This window comes from Mycobacterium sp. (assembly GCF_032159565.1).
Classification (GTDB): Bacteria; Actinomycetota; Actinomycetes; order Mycobacteriales; family Mycobacteriaceae; genus Mycobacterium.
This window is the reverse complement of the sequence record NZ_JAVHWR010000178.1, coordinates 1-21,492: the sequence shown is the minus strand read 5'-3', so window position 1 is coordinate 21,492 and position 21,492 is coordinate 1. Positions and strand designations below refer to the sequence as shown.

At 65.1% G+C, this 21,492-nt stretch carries 18 protein-coding genes, 1 tRNA gene and 2 pseudogenes; 8 read left to right on the top strand and 13 right to left on the bottom strand.

The annotated features are described in order from the left end of the window. Positions 1-27 precede the first annotated feature (27 nt). Together QOC76_RS24015 and QOC76_RS24010 are read right to left on the bottom strand one after the other, a co-directional pair. A complete protein-coding gene (locus QOC76_RS24015) occupies positions 28-1,566 on the bottom strand; it encodes a carotenoid oxygenase family protein (RefSeq protein ID WP_526361120.1) in 1,539 nt (512 codons plus the stop codon). Continuing rightward, on the bottom strand, positions 1,566-2,801 hold the full coding sequence (locus QOC76_RS24010) for an acetyl-CoA acetyltransferase (RefSeq protein ID WP_526361118.1): 1,236 nt from the start codon (positions 2,799-2,801) through the stop codon (positions 1,566-1,568). Before QOC76_RS24010 ends, QOC76_RS24015 begins: the two co-directional genes overlap by 1 nt. Before the next feature lie 238 nt (positions 2,802-3,039). Between QOC76_RS24010 and QOC76_RS24005 the strand changes: the two genes are divergently transcribed. Continuing rightward, positions 3,040-3,738 (top strand): ANTAR domain-containing protein, encoded by a 699-nt coding sequence (locus QOC76_RS24005; RefSeq protein WP_526361116.1) that lies wholly within the window; start codon positions 3,040-3,042, stop codon positions 3,736-3,738. A gap of 17 nt (positions 3,739-3,755) precedes the next feature. On the opposite strand, the gene QOC76_RS24000 is transcribed toward QOC76_RS24005, so the two are convergent. The 4 genes from QOC76_RS24000 to QOC76_RS23985 form a co-directional block, all read right to left on the bottom strand. Continuing rightward, on the bottom strand, positions 3,756-4,634 hold the full coding sequence (locus tag QOC76_RS24000) for a universal stress protein (protein ID WP_526361114.1): 879 nt from the start codon (positions 4,632-4,634) through the stop codon (positions 3,756-3,758). Beyond that, a complete protein-coding gene (locus QOC76_RS23995; RefSeq protein WP_526361112.1) occupies positions 4,631-6,079 on the bottom strand; it encodes an amino acid permease in 1,449 nt (482 codons plus the stop codon). The genes QOC76_RS24000 and QOC76_RS23995 overlap by 4 nt, the downstream gene beginning before the upstream one ends. A 259-nt stretch (positions 6,080-6,338) precedes the next feature. Continuing rightward, positions 6,339-7,043, bottom strand: a complete 705-nt coding sequence (locus tag QOC76_RS23990) for an enoyl-CoA hydratase/isomerase family protein (protein WP_526361140.1) — start codon at positions 7,041-7,043, stop codon at positions 6,339-6,341. Between the two features lie 34 nt (positions 7,044-7,077). Beyond that, positions 7,078-8,313, bottom strand: a complete 1,236-nt coding sequence (locus QOC76_RS23985; protein ID WP_526361110.1) for a cytochrome P450 — start codon at positions 8,311-8,313, stop codon at positions 7,078-7,080. A gap of 98 nt (positions 8,314-8,411) precedes the next feature. Here QOC76_RS23985 and QOC76_RS23980 point away from each other — a divergent pair. The 3 genes and pseudogenes from QOC76_RS23980 to QOC76_RS23970 form a co-directional block, all read left to right on the top strand. Then, positions 8,412-8,570 (top strand): annotated as a pseudogene (locus tag QOC76_RS23980) (hypothetical protein); the annotation flags it as partial. A gap of 96 nt (positions 8,571-8,666) precedes the next feature. Then, positions 8,667-8,867 carry a Zn-ribbon domain-containing OB-fold protein gene (locus QOC76_RS23975; RefSeq protein WP_526361138.1) on the top strand — a complete coding sequence of 67 codons (201 nt, stop codon included), beginning with the start codon at positions 8,667-8,669 and terminating at the stop codon, positions 8,865-8,867. Beyond that, positions 8,864-10,048 (top strand): thiolase family protein, encoded by a 1,185-nt coding sequence (locus tag QOC76_RS23970; protein ID WP_526361108.1) that lies wholly within the window; start codon positions 8,864-8,866, stop codon positions 10,046-10,048. The genes QOC76_RS23975 and QOC76_RS23970 overlap by 4 nt, the downstream gene beginning before the upstream one ends. On the opposite strand, the gene QOC76_RS23965 is transcribed toward QOC76_RS23970, so the two are convergent. The 5 genes and pseudogenes from QOC76_RS23965 to QOC76_RS23945 form a co-directional block, all read right to left on the bottom strand. Beyond that, the gene (locus tag QOC76_RS23965; RefSeq protein ID WP_526361106.1) at positions 10,016-10,714 is read right to left on the bottom strand and encodes a TetR/AcrR family transcriptional regulator; all 699 of its coding nucleotides are present in this window, start codon (positions 10,712-10,714) and stop codon (positions 10,016-10,018) included. The genes QOC76_RS23970 and QOC76_RS23965 overlap by 33 nt on opposite strands. A 261-nt stretch (positions 10,715-10,975) precedes the next feature. Beyond that, positions 10,976-13,177 carry an IniB N-terminal domain-containing protein gene (locus tag QOC76_RS23960; protein ID WP_526361104.1) on the bottom strand — a complete coding sequence of 734 codons (2,202 nt, stop codon included), beginning with the start codon at positions 13,175-13,177 and terminating at the stop codon, positions 10,976-10,978. 273 nt (positions 13,178-13,450) lie between these two features. Further along, positions 13,451-13,555, bottom strand: a pseudogene (locus QOC76_RS23955) (PTS sugar transporter subunit IIB); the annotation flags it as partial. A 234-nt stretch (positions 13,556-13,789) separates the two neighbouring features. Beyond that, positions 13,790-14,725 (bottom strand): formyltetrahydrofolate deformylase, encoded by a 936-nt coding sequence (gene purU, locus QOC76_RS23950; RefSeq protein ID WP_526361102.1) that lies wholly within the window; start codon positions 14,723-14,725, stop codon positions 13,790-13,792. Between the two features lie 118 nt (positions 14,726-14,843). Then, on the bottom strand, positions 14,844-16,688 hold the full coding sequence (locus QOC76_RS23945; protein ID WP_526361100.1) for a PGRS repeat-containing protein: 1,845 nt from the start codon (positions 16,686-16,688) through the stop codon (positions 14,844-14,846). A gap of 306 nt (positions 16,689-16,994) precedes the next feature. On the opposite strand from QOC76_RS23945, the gene QOC76_RS23940 reads away from it, so the two are divergent. Further along, positions 16,995-17,420 carry a helix-turn-helix domain-containing protein gene (locus tag QOC76_RS23940; RefSeq protein WP_526361098.1) on the top strand — a complete coding sequence of 142 codons (426 nt, stop codon included), beginning with the start codon at positions 16,995-16,997 and terminating at the stop codon, positions 17,418-17,420. Positions 17,421-18,820: 1,400 nt separating this feature from the next. Here QOC76_RS23940 and QOC76_RS23935 read toward each other — a convergent pair. After that, positions 18,821-19,522, bottom strand: coding sequence for a TetR/AcrR family transcriptional regulator (locus QOC76_RS23935; RefSeq protein ID WP_526361096.1), 702 nt, complete (start codon positions 19,520-19,522; stop codon positions 18,821-18,823). Between the two features lie 126 nt (positions 19,523-19,648). Between QOC76_RS23935 and QOC76_RS23930 the strand changes: the two genes are divergently transcribed. The 3 genes from QOC76_RS23930 to QOC76_RS23920 all read left to right on the top strand — a co-directional run bounded on the left by QOC76_RS23930 (position 19,649) and on the right by QOC76_RS23920 (position 21,085). After that, the gene (locus tag QOC76_RS23930; protein ID WP_526361094.1) at positions 19,649-20,383 is read left to right on the top strand and encodes an SDR family NAD(P)-dependent oxidoreductase; all 735 of its coding nucleotides are present in this window, start codon (positions 19,649-19,651) and stop codon (positions 20,381-20,383) included. Further along, positions 20,384-20,524: a hypothetical protein gene (locus QOC76_RS23925; protein ID WP_526361092.1), complete on the top strand. Its 141-nt coding sequence runs from the start codon at positions 20,384-20,386 to the stop codon at positions 20,522-20,524. Between the two features lie 135 nt (positions 20,525-20,659). Next, positions 20,660-21,085 carry a nuclear transport factor 2 family protein gene (locus QOC76_RS23920; protein ID WP_526361090.1) on the top strand — a complete coding sequence of 142 codons (426 nt, stop codon included), beginning with the start codon at positions 20,660-20,662 and terminating at the stop codon, positions 21,083-21,085. 138 nt (positions 21,086-21,223) lie between these two features. Here QOC76_RS23920 and QOC76_RS23915 read toward each other — a convergent pair. Beyond that, positions 21,224-21,296, bottom strand: a tRNA-Arg gene (locus QOC76_RS23915). Between the last annotated feature and the right edge of the window lie 196 nt (positions 21,297-21,492).

Genomic DNA, 21,492 nt, shown 5'->3' with positions numbered 1-21,492 from the left:
CGTTGGCCTGGAAGCGGATTGCTCCACCTAGAGTCCGATCGCGGCGGACGGTGTGTCGGCGGTGTGCCAGCGCCGCAACGACGATCCGTCGGCCCAGGTGGAATGGGTGCCGCTGGAAATGCGCTCCGGCAGCCGCAGCTTGCACACCGGTCCGTCGGCCACCCGGGCGGCGTCGAACACCAGACAGTAGGACGCGTCGTCGTTCATGTCGGTGGTCAGCGTCACCAGATAGCCGTCGTCCTCGGCGACATCGGACCGCGGTGCCATCGCCGTCTCACTGCCATAGACACCGTCGTCGAACGCGTAGCGGTCCTCGGAGCCGGTCTGCAGGTCGTGTTTGACCAAGCCGTCGAACAGGAACCAGCCGGGTTTGCCCGTCGCCGCATAGGTGTAGCGATAGTGCCGACCTGCATAGTTGGCATTGATCATGCCGAACTCGGTGATGCTGTCGGTCAGCTGTTCCTCGGTTGTGGCACCGGTGACCAGGTTGAATCGCCAGCGCCGCAGCCGGGTCTGCAACCGGTCAAGGGCGAGAAACCGAAAAGCCTTCTCCCTGGGGGCACCTCCCGCTTGCGGGGGATTGTCACCTGTCAGGCTGTCCGCCGGCGCCGGGTCGCCTTCGTAGAATCCGTCGAGCACGATCTCGTCGCCGTCCTCGTAGGCGTTGGTGAAGTGCAGGACGAAGGTCGGGTCGGCCTCGAACCACTTGATGTCCTCGGGGCCGCCGCGGCGGGGGATGACCGCGAACCGCGACGGCATGTCCTGATGGAATCCGGGCAGATGGATGTCCGCCTCGAGCAGCTTGGGATCCCAGAACAGCGGAAAGTCGTTGAGAATGGCGTAGTTCGGGGTGAACGCCATGTCGTGCGGCAGCCGCGGGCCCGGCAACGGGATATCGGTGAGGTGCACCAGGTCGTTGTCGGCGTCCACCACGCCGTAGCGCATGTAGGGCGCCTGCTTGCTGTAGGTGAAGAACAGCAGTTCGCCGGTTGCATCGTCGACTTTCGGGTGCGCGGAGACCCCCCATTCGAACGGGAAGCCCCCGTTGAAGTCTTCTTTACCAATGGTTTCGGCTGTCAGCGGGTTGACGCGGTACAGGTCGCCGCACTGGTAGAAGCTGGTCAGCGCGGTGCCGCGGTGCACGATGACGTCGGTGCTCGAGGCGTCCTTCATCAACGTCCGCGCACCCCAGCCGTAATCGCGCCTGGCGACCTGCACGGGCTCGGCCAGGCCCGGCCACAGCGCACCACCGGCTTCGTCCTCGGCCAGCAGGCCGTCGGTGCGGACGAACCTGTTGCGGTAGAACGCCTTTCCGTCTCTGAATCCGACGATGTGGATCATGCCGTCGCCGTCAAAGGGGTGGTAGAACTTGAGCGACGGGTGCAGCGGGTTCTCGGTGTTGCGCAGATACACCCCATCGAGATCGCGAGGGATCTCACCTTCGACGGCGGTGAGATCGTCGGCGTCCCACTCGGTGGTCTGCGGTCGCCATGGCCCCGTCCGGTAGGGATGGTCATCGTCTTCGGGCAGTGTCGACAAGTACTTGCCGACGACCTCGACATCCATCAGGACTCCTTTGCCGATCCGACGACGAAACTCACCGTGGTGCTGGTGCTGCCGCCGAAGTTCAACGTGCCGAATGTCTTTGCGCCCTCGACCTGATACCCGCCCGCGTCGTCGCTGACCTGTTTGGCCGCGTCGAGCAGCATCCGCACACCCGAGGCGCCGACGGGATGGCCGCCGCCGATGAGCCCGCCGCTGGGGTTGATCGGCAACGCCCCGCCGATCTCGATCTCGCCGTTGTCGATGGCCTTCCACGATTCGCCCGGACCGGTCAGACCGATGTGGTCGATGGCCAGGTATTCGCTCGGGGTGAAGCAGTCGTGCACCTCGAAGCCGTCGATGTCGTCGAGGGTCACGTTGGCTCGGTCGAATGCGTCGAGCACCGCACCGCGCACGTGCGGCATAACGTACGGGTCGGCTGCGGCGCGGTCGAGCTTCTGCTGCAAACCCAGCCCGACGGTGCGGTGGCCCCAACCGTCGATCCGTCCGATCGGGCGCGCATCAGGGTGGCCGCGCAGGTAGTCGTCGGTGACGAGGACGACGCCGGCCCCGCCGTCGGTCATCTGGCTGCAGTCGAATCGGCGCAGCCTGCCTTCGATGACGGGGTTGAGCTCGTCGTCTCCGTCGCGTCCGCCGAGCAGGTCCGGCACGGTCCAGCCGCGGGTCTGCGCTTTGGCGTTCGATCGCGCGTTGGCGAAGTTCAATTGGGCGATCGCGCGCAGGTGGCTCTCGTCGAGGCCGTAGCGCCGGTCGTACTCGTCGGCGACGCGGGCGAACATGTTGGGCCACATGAACTTGGCGTCGGTACCTTCGTGTCCGATCCAGGCGGCGGCGCCGAGGTGCTCGGCGGCCGTGTCGCCCGGCACCGTCTTCTCCAATTCGATGCCGACGACCAACGCGGTCCGATAGGCGCCGGATCGCAGATCCGCGATCGCGGCGAGGGTCGCGACGCTGCCAGAGGCGCAGGCGGCCTCGTGCCGGGTCGACGGCGTGTCCCACAGGCCTTCGTGGACGGTGGCGGGCATGGCGCCGAGGTGGGCCTGGCGTGCGAACAGCTCGCCGAAGGCGTTGGCGACGTGCACCACCTCGATCGCTGTGGCCTCCAGCCCCGCCGCGGCCAGCGTGGACTCGACCACTTCGGACGTCAGGTCGGCGAAATCCAGACCTTCACGGGCCAAATTGCGGCTGAAATCGCTTTGATAGCCGCCGAGAATCCAGACGTTACGGGAGCCGCCCATGGCCGGACGATACTACAACTAACAGAGTGACTAGCGCGGAATCGGATTCAAGTAGGGGGGCGGCCCCGTCGGCTCTTGGTCTGAACCGACGAGACCTCAGTGTGCGTGGTGGTCGACCGCCACGCACACCTGACTCGCAGCATTGCCAAGCATGCTTGAAGACAAACGTTGATCAGGTGTTTGATCCATCGAGCACGCCGGTGGTGTGTCTCGCGGCCTCATTGGGAACACTGCCGGTATGACGGAACAGCGAAACCGCGAGCTCGCTGAGCGGATGGCCGAGTTGGCCCGCGTCTCCGCGGCACCACGCAGCGTCAACGACGTGCTTTCCGACGTCACGACCGCAGCGAAAGAGCTGATCCCCGGTACGGAGAGCGCCGGGATCTTGATGGTGGCAAAGGGTGGCAAGTTCGAATCGCTTGCGGGTACCGACGACCTGCCGCATCAGCTGGACGAGCTGCAGATCAAGTTCAGCGAGGGGCCGTGCATGCAGGCAGCCCTCCACGAGACGATCGTCCGGACCGACGATTTCCGCTCCGAGGATCGCTGGCCGCTGTACTCGCCGGCGGTCGTCGAGATCGGCGTGCTCAGCGGCTTGTCCCTCAAGTTGTACACGGCCAGCCGGACTGCGGGCGCACTCAATCTGTTCGCCGTCAGGCCCAACGCCTTCGACGCGGCAGACGAAACGATCGGCACCGTGCTGGCTGCACACGCCGCTGCGGCGATATTGGCCAGCCGCGAAGGCGAAGAGCTGCAGTCGGCTCTGTCCACGCGCGATCGCATCGGTCAGGCCAAAGGCATCATCATGGAGCGCTTCGGGATCGACGACATCCGCGCGTTCGAGATGTTGCGGCGGCTCTCGCAGGACAGCAATACGAGGTTGGTCGACATCGCTCAGCGGGTCATCGATACGCGCGGAGACAGTGCAGACAACTGAGGTGACGGCGCGGCATGTTACTTCTCCGCGGCGCCCCGGGGAACAACCAGAACGGGCACCGGGGTGTGCCGGATGATCTTGGCGGCCCGAGAACCCAAGAACACCCGCGCAATCGGCCCCGACTCACTCGACCCGACGACCAGCAGGTCGCCGTCGTGCCAGTCGACGTCGTTGAGCGCCGACTCCCAGTCGCTGCCTTGTCCGATCACCACGTCGGCGCCCGGCACTTTCGCGTCGCCCAGCACGCGCCTCGCGGCGGCCTCGATGGTCGCACTCCATTCGGCGACCACCTCGGCGGACTCCGCTCGGAACATGGCCGTCACCGGCGGTGCGGGCGCAACGGCGAACGATGCCAGACGCATCTTGGTGCCGAGTCGGCTGACCAGATCCGCGGCGACCCGTAGCAGCGAATCGCATTGTTCTGTGCCGGTGTAGGCCACCGTCACACAGTCGACCTTCGCGGTGTGGCTCGATCGAAAACCGCGCGGCGCCAAGGCAACCGGAACATGCGAACTGTGCAGCAGCCGGTCGGCGACGCTGCTCAGCGATATGCGACCGAAGAGTCCCGCCGCCGAGGAGCCGACCACGATCAGGCTCGCGTCGTGCTGCTGAGCCGCTTCCAGCAAGCCGGTTGGCGCCGACCGGGCCTTCACCGTGGTGAATGTCGCAGGCAGGTCGGCGGGCAGGTCGGCGCGGGCCTGGGCCAGCGCACCGTCGGTCATGTCATCGATCTGCTTCTGAAATGCGCTGTCCTCCCGGACCACTCCGGGCAGCCAGGGCAGCGGCGCGACGATGCATACGACGAGGTCCTCGCCGCTCGACCGGGACAGCAGCGCCGCCAGGTTGAGTACGGCCTTGCCCTTCCGATTCGGGGGATAGCCAACGACGATCGTCACGGTTCGTTGCTCTCGCCGGCGAGGCCGACGTGCTGGCCTCTGGCGAGATGAGAATGACTGCGCGAGTACAAGAAGTACCAGGCGAAGGCGACGGCGATCCAGACCAAGAACACGTAGATCGTGATGGGCCGCAAGGTATAGACGATTGCGAGCGCGCCGAGCACCGACAGAATTGGTGTCACCGGATAGAGCGGGACCTTGAAGGTGCGCGGCAGGTCGGGCGAGCGTCGACGTAGCACGATGACGCCGATCGAGACGCAGATGAAGGCCACGAGTGTCCCGATGCTGGTCATCTCGGCAAGGAAGTTGATCGGAATCAGGCCGGCCATCAGACCGATGACGACGGCAACGATGATGGTGTTCGGCACCGGGGTCAAGGTGCGCGGGTTCACCCGGTGGAATATCTCGGGGATCATTCCGTCGCGCGACATCGCGAACAGGATCCGGGTCTGTCCGTAGATGGACACCAACGTCACGCTGAAGATCGAGATGATGGCTCCGGCGGCGAGGACCGTCCCCGGCCATTTGGCGCCGACAACGTTCTCGAGGATCTGCGCGAGGCCGGCCTCCTGGCCGTCGAACTGATCGGAGGGCTGGGCGGCTACCGCGACGAGCGCCGTCAACACGTAGAGCACCGTGACCGTGCCGAGGGCGATCATGATCGCGAGCGGGAGGTTTCGCCGTGGGTTCTTCGCCTCCTCACCGGCGGCCGCGACGCTGTCCAGGCCGACGAAGGTGAAAAAGATGACGCCCGCTGCCGCGGTGATGCCGGAGAAGCCGAACGGGGCGAAGTCGGCCAGGTTGTCCGCGTTCCATCCTTGGACGCCGATGACGATGAACATGATAAGGACGCAGATCTTGATGACCACCATGACGGCGTTGGTCTTCGCCGACTCGCTGACGCCGCGGATCAGCAGCAGCGCGCACATGATGATGAGGACCACTGCGGGCACGTTGATGATGCCGCCCTGCTCGGGGGCGTTCGACAACGCCTCGGGTATCTGGACACCGAAGACGTTGTTGATGAACTGGTTGACGTACTCCGACCATCCGACGGCAACGGCCGCACCGGCTACGCCCCATTCGAGCAGCAGGCAGGCGCCGACTCCCATGGCCACGAACTCTCCGAGAGTCGCGTAGGTGTAGGAGTACGACGAACCGGCGACCGGTACGGCGCCGGCCAGTTCGGCGTAGCAGACCGCGGTCAGACCCGCGACGGCTCCGGCGATGATGAACGACCAGATGACCGCGGGCCCGGCCATCGGGACCGCTTGGCTCAGGATGAAGAAGATGCCGGTGCCGATCGTGCCGCCGATGCCGATAGCCGACAGGCTCCACAGGCCGATCGTGCGCTTGAGCTCACCGTGTCCGGTGTCGGCCCCGGTTTCGGCGGCCATCTCTTCCACCGGCTTACGACGCAATACCTGTTCACGCAGTGCTGGCATGGGCTCCTCCTTGAACTCATTTCTGATCATGGCCCAAGAGCGGCCGGTAGTTTCGGGCATTCGACGCACCGGCCGTTCAGGCCGCATCCACCGACACGTTGGACCGAGCGTGGCGAAGGAGTTTCCGCGGAGCGACAGCGGGTAGCAGAGTGCGAGGTTCACGTGATAGCCGGCTGTCATGCGAACACAGGTCTCACCGGTTCTGCCCCGCGAGCCGGTGAGGCCGCCTCCATTAAGACCGCAACCGTCGTCCGCAATCTCAGGAGCCCTGCGTCATCCGACCTTCCCCGGCAGACTGAATGGCCAGCATCTCCTCGAGCTCACGGCGGATTGCACTCCGCACTTCACCGGCAGCGCCGCGTGTCAGCAGCCGTTTGGTGGCCGCCACCGCACGCGGATCGTGAGCGGCGAGAACCGCCGCCGCGTTTGTCACCTCGTCGACCAGTTCGACATCTGGGACGCAGCGCCACGCGAGGCCGGTCCGCACGGCGTCCGCCGCATCGATCCACTCGCTGGACAGCATCGCCCACATCGTGTCGGCCCAGCGCGCTCGCGCGGGCAGAAGGACCGAGCTGCCCGCCTCGGGCACGATGCCCAGTGCGGTGAACGGAAACCGAAGTCTGGCGGTTTTGGCGAGGATCACGACGTCGCAGTAGAGCAGCATCGTGGCGCCGAATCCGACGGCCAGGCCGTTGACGGCGGCGAACAACGGCTTGGGGAACCCGCCAAGCGATTCGAGGAGTTGCCCGAATTCTTCACCGGCTTGTCGTCGCTGACCGTCGGGCAATGCCGCGTCGAGCAGCGACCGGTCGGCGCCGGCGGAGAACGCGCGTCCGCGGCCGGTCAGTACGACCACACGAGCAGTATCGTCAGTGGCGTACCGGTCCAGCGCTTCTCGCAAGCCACGATATCCAGCGACTGTGAAAGCGTTGAGGCATTGCGGTCGGTCGAACTCCAACCACATTGTGGAGCCGTCACGCCGCTCTTGCAGCACGGCGCTACTCGCCTCCCTGGTGCAGGATCATCGGAAATGTCTGCACGGCGCGGACGCCCGGGGTGAAGTCCAGTTCGACGCCGGGCTTGATGTGGTAATCAGGGATGCGCTCATGCCACAGCCCCAATGCGGTGCGAAGTTCGATGCGAGCCAGGTGCGAGCCCAGGCAGCGGTGCACTCCGCCACCAAACCCAAAGTGCCGGTTAACTTTACGGTCAAACCGTACGGCTCCCGCATCGGGCGAATAGTTGTCGTCAGTGTTGGCCGAACCGATCATCGCCAGCACTTGTTCACCGGCCTTGATGGGGCAGCCACCAAGTTCGGTGTCGTGTCTGGCCTCACGCGCCACAGCCATGACCGGCGTTTCCCACCGCAGCAGTTCCTCCACAACGAACGGAATGCTCGACGGGTCGCTGGCGATGGTTCTGCGAAGTTTTCGATCCTGGGCCAGGTAGCTGAAAAAGCAGTCAAGGGAGGCAGATACGGTGTCCAGCCCGGCGATGAGGAACAAAAAGCAGATGTCGAGGATCTCGTCACCGCTAAGGCGGTCGCCGTCGATCTCGGCTTCAAGAAACCAGCTCAACATGTCATCGCGCGGCTCGGCCGTGCGGTCCTGGAGGGTCTTGGTGAAGTACGCGTAGATCGATGCCGCGGTTGCTGCCTGATAGGCATCGGTGTCGGGGTGGCCGAGCGGCTCGTCGACCACCTCGTGCGGTCGGATGATCCCATCCTTCATGGCCAGCAGGTCTGGTAACTCCTCGAGCGGCAGTCCCAGCATGGTCAAGAAGACCTGCGTGGGGAACGGGACGGAGAACTCCTTGGCGAAGTCGATCTCATCCCTGTCGATGAAGCCGTCGATGAGTTCGTTGACCAGCACAGCGACAGACGTCTCAAGCGATTTCATCCGTTTGGGCGCAAACAGAGGATCGAGGATCTTTCGAAACTTGCCGTGCTCTGGCGGGTCGACCTGCAGCGGAATGAGCGGCCGATCGTTTTTGAGGATGCCCGACGTCAGCGCCGAGGAGTACAGCTCGGGCTTGTGCAAGACCTCGTCCACCAGGTCCCACGTGCTGACCAGCACGCCGATGCCATCGACACGCATCACCGGTGAGGACTCACGCAGCATCTTGTAGGTGGGCTGAGGATGTCGGGTCAACTCCGGCGCCGCCAACAAGTTCAGGCCCGACGTCTCATACTCCTGTGTCACAGAACGTCCTTTGCAGTCCTTGATGCCGGCCAACCGCGTGATTGCCCGAATGCGAATTGTTCACGGCGCAACGCGGATACGCCCAATGGTGGTCAGCCGAAACTATTTTCCAAATGTTATTTTTATAGTCTGTGTCAGTCCTTGTGCGCAAGGGCGCAACAAAGGATGGAGAGACCTTGCCTGAATCACCACAGCGTGTCTTGCCTGCTGCAGAAGGGCCCAGCGCATTTTTCTGGACCTCAGGAGCGGACGGTCGCCTGCGCTTCCTGCGCTGTTCGGCGTGCTCGTATTTCGTCCACCCGCCCACGTCGTACTGCCCCAATTGTGGCGGTCGCGACGTCGCTCCACACGTAGTAGGAGGACGGGCAACGGTGTATTCGTTTACGGTGAATCACCAGCCCTGGGACGGAACCGCCGATAGTTACATCATCGAGGTGGTGGAGATGGACGAGCAGCGCTGTCTTCGGCTGATGACCAACATCGTCGACGTCGCACCCGATGACATGCGTATTGGAATGCCGGTCGAGGTCGTCTTCGAGGACCACCCGCCGGTCTACCTTCCGGTGTTCCGGCCGATCGCCTCGTGACCGGAGCCGAGCGCCGAGCCGTCATCTCCGGCATCGGTCAGTCGCAGGTGGGACGGCGGCTCGGCCGTGACGCCCTGGATCTCACAATCGACGCCGCGCTTGCTGCCATCGCCGATGCGCGGCTGACCGTGGCCGAAATCGACGGGCTGGCGACCTACCCGGGAGGGGTCAGCGGATTCGGCGGTTTCTCCGGTCCCGGCTCACCCGAAGTGCACGACGCGTTGCGCTTGTCGCTTCGCTGGCACAGCGGGGGCGCGGAGGGTGCTGGACAGCTGCAGGCGATGATCAACGCGATGATGGCCGTGTCAATCGGGCTGGCGCGCCATGTCCTGGTGTATCGCACCGTCACCGAGTCCACCGCACAAGGCACGGGGCGGCGTTCCGGCATCGGGGTTGGCAGCAGCCAAGTCGACGGGCCACAGCAATGGTTGATCCCGTTCCGCGCTTATTCTGCGGCCAACTGGCTGGCGCTGTACGCCCAGCGGCACTTCCATGAGTTCGGAACAACCCAAGAGCAGATGGCGCAGATCCCGCTGAATGCCCGTCGCAATGCCGTGCTCAACCCGACGGCGGTGTTTCGCACACCGATGACCCTCGATGACTATCTGGGCTCGAGGATGGTGTCCTCGCCGTTTCGCCTGTACGACTGCGACGTTCCCGTCGACGGCTCCACCGCGCTGGTGGTGTCGGTGGTCGAACACGCTGCCGGCGTGGACCATCCGGTTGCGCAGGTCGAAGCCGTCGGGACCGCCCTTCGCGGACGGCCGTCCTGGGAGCAATGGCAAGACTTGACGACGATGCCGGCGCACACCTCCGCCGAGCATATGTGGTCACGAACCGACCTGCGGCCCGGCGATGTCGACGTGGCAGAGTTGTACGACGGATTCAGCTGGCTGACGATGTCGTGGTTGGAGGCTCTCGGCTTCTGTGGGCACGGCGAGAGCGGGCCCTTCATCGAGGGCGGCACCCGCATCGCGCTTGACGGCGAATTGCCGCTGAACACCAACGGGGGTCAGCTCTCAGGTGGCCGGCTGCACGGATACGGCTATCTCCACGAGGCGGTCTTGCAGCTGCGGGGAGAAGCAGACGCCCGACAGGTCGCGGGACGACCGGAGGTTGCCGTGGTGTCCAACGGCGGCGGCCCTATTTCAGGATGCATGCTCCTTACGAGGCTGGCGTGACCGCTGGCTCGATTGAGCACTGCATGCTGGGTCACCTGAGATGGCCAACGCCGGCCACGCGAACCGTAATACGTGCGCTCGCGCCCTGTTTCGGTCGCGGGGATAACCGCGCGGCGATGTGGCGGCGGTGCTGGCCAGGGCGAACAGGCTTACGGCGTCCGCCTCAGGCTTAGTCGAACGCAGCACGCCGGCGCGGTGCCCGGCGCGCAGCACCTTGACCAGCGGCTGGCAGAGGATCGAGCGCATCTCCTCCATGACCTCGCTGTTCATTCGAAGTGAACTGAGGACCTCTGGGCTGGTGAAAAGTGCTGTGCGCGCGGCCCTTCTGGGTTCATAGAAGTGATCCAACAGCCCATCTAGCCACGCCTGTAGCCCCGCGACGGGTCCAGCGGCGGCTGCGGTCGCCCGTTGCAGCGCGCGTTGCGCCGATTCGCCGTCTCGACGGATAACAGCGGCAAGCAGGGCGTCCTTCGACTGGAAGTGTCGATAAAAGCTGGTCGTTGACAGCTGCGCCTCGGCCAAGACGTCGCCAACAGCCATATGCCCGTAGCCGTTGCGGGCCATTACTAGCACAGCGGCGTCCATTATCTTGCGGCGTTCAGTTTCGTCGTCGAGGTGCCTCGGCCGCCCGAGCTTGTCGCGCTCCCGCCCGTTCGGCTTGCTCACGACGCCCTCCTGCAGACTCAGTCTGATGGGCCGAACAATAGCAACTTGCAGATCACAATCAGATCTTGGGCAACGCCGCGACGCGTGCACACCTAAGAGGTCCGGAGTAGGTCCTCCCAGGTCCTGTGCACCGCGGCGGTGACCAGATTCAACTGCCGGTGCAGCCCTCTACTCGACGAAGTCGGATTCGGTTAGCGCCGGGGACGGCGCACACGGACGGCTCAGAGTTCATGCAGACCGAGGCAGCGCGACGTTGCGTGCTCAGAATCCGTGCGGACCCATGTCGGTGTGAGTCGACGCGTGGGTGTCGGCGTCCGCATGTGTCTGCAACGACTCGTGGCCTGTGTCGAAAAGCGGTGCATGGCTCGGCGATTCGGTCGCCGAGTGATCTGGCTCGCTGACCGCGTGGGTCGACGAACTAAGCGCTGAGTGGTCATCGACCGTCACCGGCGCGTGGCTTGTATCGATCGAACTCTGAGCGCCCGCATGAGTGCCGGCGTCAGGAGCGGAGATGACGGAGCCCGCGTGGGAGGTGGCGCCCGCGCTGGCCGCAGCGGAACCCGAGCTGTCGATGACGTGACCGCTGCTCGCAGCCGAACCGGTCGTGTCGATGGCACCACTGGCGGCCGTCGAGCTGTGGTCATTGACGGCACCCTGGCTCGCGGTGTTGTGGGTGTTCAGTGCGGCCCCCTCGTTAGCGAGGATGTCGCCGTGACCACCTACCGTGGCGCCGCCGCCCGAGTGGGTGGTCAGTCCCCCACCGCCGAGTGTGCTCGCCGCCTGCGTGCCGGTATGACTGCCCAGCGTCGCCGCCTCGTCGCCGAGGATGCTGCCGTGGCCGGCAGCCGATGCGCCGCCGCTCAACGCAGCTCCACCTTGAATGTTCGTGTGACCGCCCAGCGTCGCCGCCTCGTCACCCAGGATGCCGCCGTGGCCGGCAGCCGATGCGCCGCCGCTCAACGCGCCCCCGGCTTGAAGGTTCGTGTGACCGCCCAGCGTCGCCGACTCGCTGCCGAAGAAGCCACCACCGGCTCCAACGTTGGCGCCGCCGCCCAGCGAGCCGCCGCCCTGCAAGTTGGTATGGCCGCTGGCAGCACTACTTTCGTTGCCGACAAGCCCAGCCGCCGCGACGTTGCCGCTTGCGGCTGCCTGGGTGCTGATCGAGGCGCCTCCCAATCCGGCAGAAGCCGCACCGGTCACCCCGGCCGACGCGGCAGTGGAAACGCCTGCGCTACCGAGGCCGCTCCCACCGACCCCGAAGGTCGCACCGCCGCCAGCCGCGGTCTGCTCGCCGATCGACACGCCGCCCAGCGGGCCAGAGAATCCGGCCGACGCGTTGTTCGTGAACCCTCCCTGAGCATTCAGGTTCGTGGCGCCGTTGGCGCCCACGGAAGCGTCGCCGCCCGCGGGCCGGTCGGAACCGCTGCTGGTCGAGCGCACGTCGCGATGCTCTCCGAATGCCGCGCCGCCTTGTGCGGCGGCTTGGCCGCTTAGCCCGGCGCTACCGGCGAATGCCCCGCCACCCTGCGCTCCGGCGCCGCTCTGTACTGCGCCACCGAAGCCTGCGCCGGCGTGTTCGCTGCCGCCGAGGTGGGCGCTTTCGTTGAATCCGGCTTGGGCGCCGATTTGGCCGCCCACTGCGCCACCGGCGTTGCCACCGAATTCGCTACCGCCGTGAAGTCCTGCCGCGCCTCCCAGGCCGGCTTCGGCGCCGATTTGGCCGCCGGCTGCGCCGCCGAAGCCTGCGCCGGCGTGTTCGTTGCCGCCGAGGTGGGCGCTTTCGTTGAATCCGGCTTCGCCACCGAATTGGCCGCCAGCTCCGAAACCGGTGCCGCCACCGAATTCGCTACCGCCGTGAAGTCCTGCCGATGCTCCCAGGCCGGCTTCGAATCCAAATCCACCGCCGATTTCGGCGTCGCCCCCGAGTCCAGCACCCAGTCCGACTGCGCCCTCGATGCCTGCCTCGACTCCGCCAGCGACTTCTGCGCCGAGACCGAGTCCGCTTTCCAGCCCACCGCCGAGTCCGAGTCCGGTTTCCAGCCCGCCGCCGAGTCCAGCACCCAGTCCGACTGCGCCGTCGATGCCTGCCTCGACTCCGCCAGCGACTTCTGCGCCGAGACCAAGTCCGCTTTCGAGTCCGGCGCCGAGTCCCGTCTCGAGCCCACCGCCGAGTCCAAGTCCAGTTTCCAGCCCGCCGCCAAGTCCGCCGCCCAGGCCCAGGGTGCTGCCTTCATGACCACCGAACCCGAACTGGTCCGACACCGCCTGCTGCAGACCGGCAACCGGATTGCCTTCTCCGAGAGAAAGCCCCGGCACAGCGGTCGAGGCCGCTGACTGCAGCTGGTCGGAGGTGACACCCGACAGCCCGGCGTTCGCCAACGCCGCCTCGGGATCGGCGGCGAACTGTTGCGCGGCGACCTCGTTGTTGAACAGCTCGAGAATGTACTGGATGACGGAATCCATGCCAAAGGCCTTTCGCGTTGGTTAGGAGAGCTTTGCCGGATACGCCCGGTCACTTCCAGCAACGCTATGGTCGGCGACCCCCAATGGGCAGGGGGTCGGCGCCCGTGCTTACTGGCCGTGCTCTAGGGGTTCGCCGGCCTTCCCCGATAGGGGATTAGGGGATGCGTGGGGGATCGGCACTGCATTCCCAGCGCATTCACAGCGTGCCTGCGCGTTTCGGGCGGGGGCGTCGTTTGGTGTTGACCGGGGTCGCGCCGATACGAGTGGGGTGCCCTAGAGGATCTCTTCGATGGCGTTCTTCAGGGGCTCGGCCTGTGTGCCCAACACCGCTTGGGCATTGTTGCCGACCTCGATTACGCCCGCAGCCCCAAGACTCTTCTAGGGCCTAGGTCCACCGTGATGATTTCAACGGGTTCTGACAAGAAACGCCGGCTGTTCGCTTCCGGACAGGGCTGGCTTCGTGCTTCCCGATTCGATGCGCATCTCGACCTGGCGTTTCCCGATATTCACCTGCTGCGAGCTCGCCCATCGGCTTTTACAGACCCTTGACTTCCTGCGGATTGTGCATTCCGGTGGGTCGGGACGAACTTTGAGGTCTTCATAGCCACGCTTTCAGAAGACGATGGTTTGGTTGCCGTATTGGATGATGCGGTCCTCGCAGTGCCATAGGACAGCCCTGGATAAGACGGCGCGCTCGACGTCGGCGCCGAGCCGTATCAGATCACCAACGCCGTGACGATGATCCACCCGCACGACGTCCTGCTCGATGATCGGTCCCTCGTCGAGGGTTTCGGTCACGTAGTGGGCGGTCGCGCCGACGAGTTTGACGCCGCGTTCTTTGGCCCGGCGATAGGGCGCTGCGCCGATGAACGACGGCAGGAATGAGTGATGGATGTTGATCAGCGGGCAGCCGACATTGGACACGAACTGGGGGGTGAGGATCTGCATGTAGCGGGCCAGGATGACCAAGTCGACGTTGTTTCGCAGCACGTCCAGCTGACATTGTTCTGCTTGCGCCCGAATGTCTTTGGAGGCGGGCACGTGCAGGAACGGTACGCCGAACGGACGTGTCTTGTCGGCGAGGTCGGGATGGTTGGAGATCACCGTCACCACCGACATATCCAGTTCACCGCGACGGTTGCGCCACAACAGGTCCAGGAGGCAGTGGTCGTCCTTCGACGCCATGATCGCGACTCGTTTGGGTTTGGCGGCCTCCGTGAGTTTGAACTCCATGTTGAATGGCACAGCCACCTGCTCGACGAAAGCATCCTCCAACGCGTCCCGGCAGGTCGCTAGTCCCGCGAGGTGAAAGATGGTGCGCTGCATGAACGTTGCACCGGGCTGCGCGGTCGAATGCTGATCTAGCGAAATGATGTTGGCCCCGGCACAGGCCAGGAAGGTGCTGACGGCGGCCACCAACCCGGGCCGATCGACGCAGCGCAACAACAATCGGCCTAGATCCTTGACTGGCAACGTTCCCGAATCGACCTGGGGGTACTGCGCGGCGTCTAATGCGTCTGCCGCGTGAGCACCGTTGAGGACTTCCATGGCTCTACCGTTCCCTCGATGCTTGTTGGTGTGGCACGAGATCGGGGGCGTCGGCATAGCCGGCGCCCCCGATGTCGTTCAGCAGCGGCCCGTTAGAGAAGCCGTGCCCTATTTCGTGTTATGACGAGGCGCCGTTGGCACCTGGTCCGCCAGCTGTGCCGCCTGCGCCGGGGGCGCCCGCAGTACCGCTGGCTCCTGTGGCCCCGGCGTTGCCGGTAGCCCCGGTGGCACCGGTAGCGCCGTTGGCGCCGGTGGTGCCGGTACTGCCCGTCGTGCCGCCCGATCCGCGACTACCGAAGATTCCGCCGCCACCAGCTGTGCCTGCTGCACCGCCGGTTCCACCGGTCCCGCCGGTCCCGCCTGCAGCGCCGGTTCCGCCTACGCCGCCGAGGCCGCCTGCACCGCCTGCACCCGCTGCGCCCCCCGGGCCGCCGGTAGCGCCCGAACCGCCTGCGCCGCCGCGGCCGCCGACACCGAGAACGCCTGCGCCGCCCGTGCCTGCGCCGCCTGCGCCGCCGACACCGCCGTTGCCGCCTGCGTCGCCGTTACCGCCGTTGCCACCTTGAGCTCCGTTTCCGCCGGTGCCACCTGCTCCGCCGGCCTGACCCGCACCGCCGGTTCCGCCGGTTCCGCCGGTTCCGCCGTTGCCGGCGTTGCCGCCGCGACCGAAGAGCCCGCCGCTGCCGCCGTTGCCGCCTGCGCCTGCCGCACCACCGTTAGTGCCGTTGGTACCGACGATGGTGCCGTTGGCTCCCGGGCCGCCTTGGGCCCCGGCCTGGCCGGTCCCCCCCGCTACGCCGGGAGCACCGATTCCGCCGCTGCCGCCAGTGCCGCCGGTGCCGCCGTTAGCCGCCCCACCGGTATTCACCGCTGCGCCGCCGGCGCCGCCAGCTCCGCCGTTGGTGGTACCGGTTCCGCCGTTACCAGCGTTACCGCCGTTACCGCCGACCGCCGTTACGCCCGCAGTGCTCGAGGCACCGCCGGCACCACCGGCGCCGCCGTTGCCGCTGTCGGTTCCGCTTCCGCCGAGGCCGCCGTTACCACCGATGCCTGTAGGGCCCGCGGTTCCGCCGGCACCGCCAGCGCCTGCGGGGTCACCCGGGTTGCCTGGGAGGCCGCTTTGACCTGTGCCTGCAACGCCGGCCGCACCTGCGGTACCCGCAGTGCCGCTCCCGGGCGGGTTCGTACCGTTACCGCCGTTAGTGCCCACTATGGTGCCGTTCGCGCCTGTCGTACCCGTGGCTGCCGGGGCGGGCGCCGCAAGGGTTGTGACGTTGCTGCTCGCGACCGTCAGCGTCATGAGCGGGTCCGTCGCCGTACCTGTCGTCCCGTCACCACCCAGGCCGCCATTACCGCCGTGGCCGAACAGACCGAACTTGCCTGCACTTCCGCCGTTGCCACCCGCGCCGCCGCCGAAGCCACCGGCACCGCCGTCGCCGCCATTACTGAACAGCGCCAGGAACCCGGCGTTTCCGCCGTTGCCACCCGCTGCGCCGATCCCGCCGACACCGCCGGCTCCGCCGTTGCCGAAGAACAACCCGCCTTGGCCGCCGTTACCGCCGACCTGTCCCGGGGCGCCGGACCCGCCGACACCGCCGTAGCCGATCAGCAGACCGGCGTTGCCGCCATTAGCGCCCGTGCCCGACGCACCATTAGTCCCGTTGGCGATGAAGATATTGACGATCGGGACTTGCCCCGCAATTCCAATAACGCCGTACAACGGCTGATTCAGGCCGGAACCAACTAGTCCGGCTGATAACGCGTTCGGCGTGGGCGTGTTGGGCGACAGCCCAAACGGGCTATGAGGGGAGCATCCAGCAGAAGCCAGAACGCACGACGTCGCTGGTGACAGCGAGGGCACGACAGCTGGCGCCGCCTGCGCTGTGCCAGCGCCAAGCGCTAAAGCGACGCCGGCGCCGGCGATCACAAGTCCCGTTGCGCACGGGTAAACGTAATTTTTCATTTTGAAAGTTCCTATTCAGGCTGGCTAAAGCCAAACCGCAGATTGTGACGTGAGACGTCATTGGCGCCGATGGCTGTAGCGGCGAAACCGCTAGCGCCCCCTTCTATCTCCAGTCCAGCGCGTATGCATGTGACCATAACAGTATGCGTGTGTGCATGCAAGAAGTTTGCTGAGGCCTTACTGCACCGCGTCATGCGCACCGGGATGGACGCCGTCCGGAACTTCGCTCGGAATCTGAATTGAACAATGAGATCGCTCGGAAGCCCAGAACCTATTCACAGCCGATGCCATACTCTGTCGTACGTGATGCATGAGCCGACGTCGGCGCTATGGTGGCGCTATGTCGTGACGGTGACGGGTAATGCAGCGCAGAAGGATATTGCCGCCGCAACCGGCATTGATCAGTCCAGCATCTCCCGCTGGCAACGTGGCGCCAATACCCCCCGGGCCGAAGCCGTCGTCGGCTTTGCCCGGGTGTACGGTCGATCGCCGGTCGAGGCGCTGGTGGCCGCGGGCTATCTGTCCAGCACGGAGTTGGGCGTCGTGGAACTCACTACCCTCACCGGGGACCTGACCGGGGTGTCAATCGATTCGCTGTTAAGCGAGTTGAGGCGTCGGGTTCTTGCCGCGACCCGCGATGACGCGCAATCGTGGCCGCCCGGTTGGTCCGCCGATGACCCGGGAATGGGCCGGCATCAAGACGGCGAGCAGGGCGGCGACCTCAGTGGCTGACAGATCCTCCGGCCGCACCCGCGACATCACCTGCTCCAGCTCCCATCGCAGATGAGGCACCACCGCATCTGCGCCCGTCTTCACAAAGCTGCAAGCCGCGTTGATGCGTTCGCCTACCTCCGACAAGTCCGTCTCGAACAAAAGACACATCCCGCCTTTCAAGATCACGTGCAAAACGTGCGAAAATTTGATGATTCACCCCTGTTATTTAAGGGCGATGATTCACCCCAGTTATTTAAGGGCGATGTCAGAAGAGTAGTCGGCGGAGCTCGCATCCCACGCGGCAACAACCCAATCCTTGCACCCCACCACAGTATTTCGCAAGCAATCGTAATTAATGCCAAGTAATGCGCTGTGGCAACTCCAGGAAAGTTGAATACTCCTAGCTCAGAGCGGTCTGAGGCATCCAGAGCAAAAGTCCTGTGAAACTACTGGCTAACATTCACCAGCCGCGCCATGCCATCCAGGCGCACAACCACATTCTCTTACTCAAGTCCGCTTCACCGCGGCCCGGCGCCGCACCGTCGCTCTGGCTCGAACCGTGTCCGAAAGAACTCGCGGGGCCACTTGCAATCGTATTTCGATCCAGCAGCTCATCCCGCTCACACGGCCGACATAACGAAGATCAGAACGTATGGGCAATCGACAGAGATCGATCAGCTGGGGACACCCAATCACTGAACGCGCGAAAGACCTCATAATTACCTGTCGGCGTCCGACAGTTCTGTACAGCTCGGGCAGCTCCATGGCTGACACAATCGACCGGGCCCCTCGAGGCTTGCCTGCGAACACGTTGCGCCAGTTGGTAATCCGTTATGGCGACAGGCAAACAGTAAGGGCAGCGTCTTCGGCCGGTAATGACGCTGGACGCAATCCGCACCGAACGCCTCGCGTTCGCACAACCGTGAGCAGTGCGTCAAATCACGGGTTCGCTTCGGTGTTCGGGCGGAGCGCAACGGTGGTCACCCCCGGCGTCGACTCCGTCGAGTGGCAAGCTTGGCGTCCTCGGCGGAGCACCTTCTCAAGGGTCAACTGCCGCTGCGGCGCACCTCCGGCCTCACCCGGCCGCCGACTATATAGCTGCACACGGACCGGGTGTTTCAACATGTCCGCTGCGGCCCCTTAGACACTGCAACCGATAGCACTATCTCGCAGGCTGGCAGCGCATTTTTTACGAAATGCGTCAATATCGGCAAATGACTGCTCAACTGCCGATGAGGGATCGTGCGAATCCGACGCCTACCTACATCCCGATTCCGCGCAATAGGCCTTGGTGTCGTCTCTGAGTCGTGTTGAGTGCTCCGGCCCCTCGCGCCGAGGGCGGGTGTGCCGTCGGACTGCGCCCGCGGGACACCGGCGACCTGAGCATGGCGCACTGGCTGGAGGGCGCAGGCCTGCTGTCAGTAGGCCTGGGCCGCTATGGCGTGGGGGACTTCAACTTCTCCCTCGGCGTCAACGTCGGCTGAGCCCGCCGCCGAATCCGGCACGCGGCCCCGTCCCGGTTGCAGGTTCCCGCCTGCGCCGGGCGGTACCGCTGCCGCGGGGATGGCGTTGTCGATGAGGACGGCTGCGATGGCGGCGGCGGTGGCGAAGGTGTCGGAGTTGAGGACTCGGTTACTGGCCGAGGCGCCATCCAGGAGCAGCGCCAGTTGTTCGCCGAGCTGTTCGGGGTTGGTGGCGCCGGCCTCGCGGGCAGTTTCGGTGAGCCGCGCGGCAAAGGCCGTCTTGTAGTCGCGGGCGCTTAGGCGTGCCGGGTGGCCCGGGTCGTGGATTTCGACGGCCGCCGCGATGAACGGGCACAGAGGCGCGTGGATGTCGAAGGCGGCAAGGAGCCGTTCGCGGGGTGTCAGGTCAGTGCGGTCGAACACTTCGGGCAGGATGTCTGGATCGAATCGGCGTAGGTGTTCGGCGATCAGCTCATCCTTGCCGGTGAAGTGCTGGTAAAACGTGCGCTTGGACACCTGGGCCACCGTGCAGAGCTCGTTCAGGCCGGTGCTGTTGATGCCTTGATCGCGGAACAGCTGTCGTGAAGCACTGAGGATGCGCTCTCGTGCGCCCCTGCCGCGGCGCAGGCCTCGCGGCCCCTTCTCTAACTCCGTCATACAACCAGCGTAGCCCAGTTGGGTACCGACCGGTGTGCATAGCTTGCACTTCGCATCGCCATCCGATACGTTAAGTACGCTGATCGGTGTACATAACATCGGCACTGTCGAAAGATTGGAGTGATCGTGGGAAAGCTCGATGGCAAGGTCGCGGTGATCACAGGCGCGACAAGTGGTATGGCGCTGGCCGGTGCCAAGTTGTTCGTTGACGAAGGAGCTCACGTCTTCATCTCAGGCCGACGGAAGGACGCGCTGGATCAGGCCGTCGAACTGATCGGGCGGAACGTGACCGGCGTGCAGGGCGATTCGGCCGACCTCGATGATCTGGACCGTTTGTTCGACACCGTCAAACAGGAAAAGGGCGCGATCGACGTGTTGTGGGCAAGTGCCGGAACGGGCAAGCAGAGCAGGCTCGGCGAGATAACCGAGGAGGACTTCGATGCCGCCTTCTGGCTGAATGCGCGCGGCACGCTGTTCACGGTCCAGAAGGCGCTGCCGCTGTTCAACGATGGCGGCTCGATCTTCATGACCGGGTCAAACGCTTCGCTGCGGGGCTACCCCAATTGGAGTGTGTACGCGGGAAGCAAGGCCGTGCTGCCCGCCTACGCACGGGTGTGGGTGTCCGAGTTGCGGGACAGGAAGATCCGGGTGAACGTGCTGACCCCCGGCCAGGTCGCCTCGCCGATGTTGGCGGAGGTGATGGACGAGGCGGCGAAGGCGCAGTTCGAGTCCGTGATCCCGCGGCGAGAGATGGGCCGCCCTGAGGAGATCGCGTCGGCCGCGTTGTTCCTCGCCTCCGACGACTCGAGCTATGTCAATGGCATGGAGTTGGTGGTCGACGGCGGCACCACAGTGATCTGAGTGAGCGACGACGGCATGTATGCCGGCAAAAACGTAGCGCCCCGGACCGCGGCCACCAGCGCAGAAGAGGCGGCCCTCCGATTTCCGGAAATCCGTTTTGGTCGTCCGCTCATTCGGGTCATCGAACGGCCGCGCCTTTAGGGCGACCATCCCGGACCTGATGAACTCGCGGATCCGGCTCCGCAGCACCGTAATGAACTGGCACACCGACTCGAACGGGTGGGCGCACCGATCAGGCCTCACACACCACAAAAACAAAGGACATAAGGAGTAACCATGACGACGTTCGCCCCGCACCGCGACACCGTGGAATTCTTTGTCGACTGCATGCACGGCGGCGCAGACAAAGACGCTCTTTCCGGAATCCTCGCCGAGGACGTGGTGCTGTACGGCCCGCTCGGCGATGAGCCACTCACCGGCCGCGAGGCAGTCCTGGAAGCCATGCGGACGGTCGGCACGGTGGCGGCCGACCTCACCTACAAGGAAGTCCTCAGCGGCGAGACGCACCACGCCGCGTACTTTCGGCTGCAGATCGAAGACACCGTGGTCAACGGGATGGACTACATCCTGCTCGACGCGGACGGCAAGATCGCCGAGGTGACCATATGGTGGCGCCCGCTGCCGTCCGGCGTCCAGATGCAGCGGCACCTTGCTGGTCTCCTCGGCATGCAGCCCTGGGAACTTCTCACCGATATGGAGTAACGGTGAAGCCCGATCCCGAGGGGGGCAAGTGTTCACCGCACCGGACGGGGCCGCTGTCGCCGAACTCCCTCATCAAGGGAGTGTCAAGGATCAGCCGAAGCCACTGTCAAGCATCACCCGAGGTAATACAACGAACTGTGCCCCCGGCATGATTCGAACATGCGACACCGGCTTTAGGAGAGCCGTGCTCTATCCCCTGAGCTACGGGGGCGGGGACGCTGGGAGCTTACCGCGGCGCCAGGTTTCCACTGGCTGCGCAGCGGAAACACTGCACCCATGAGTGCAACACGGAAGGCCAAAATCGAGTTCGACCGCATCGCAGGCCGGGCGAAGGAACGGATCGGTGAGGCGACGGGCAATGCACGACTGCGCGAAGAAGGTGCTATCGACCAAGTTCGGGCCGGGGC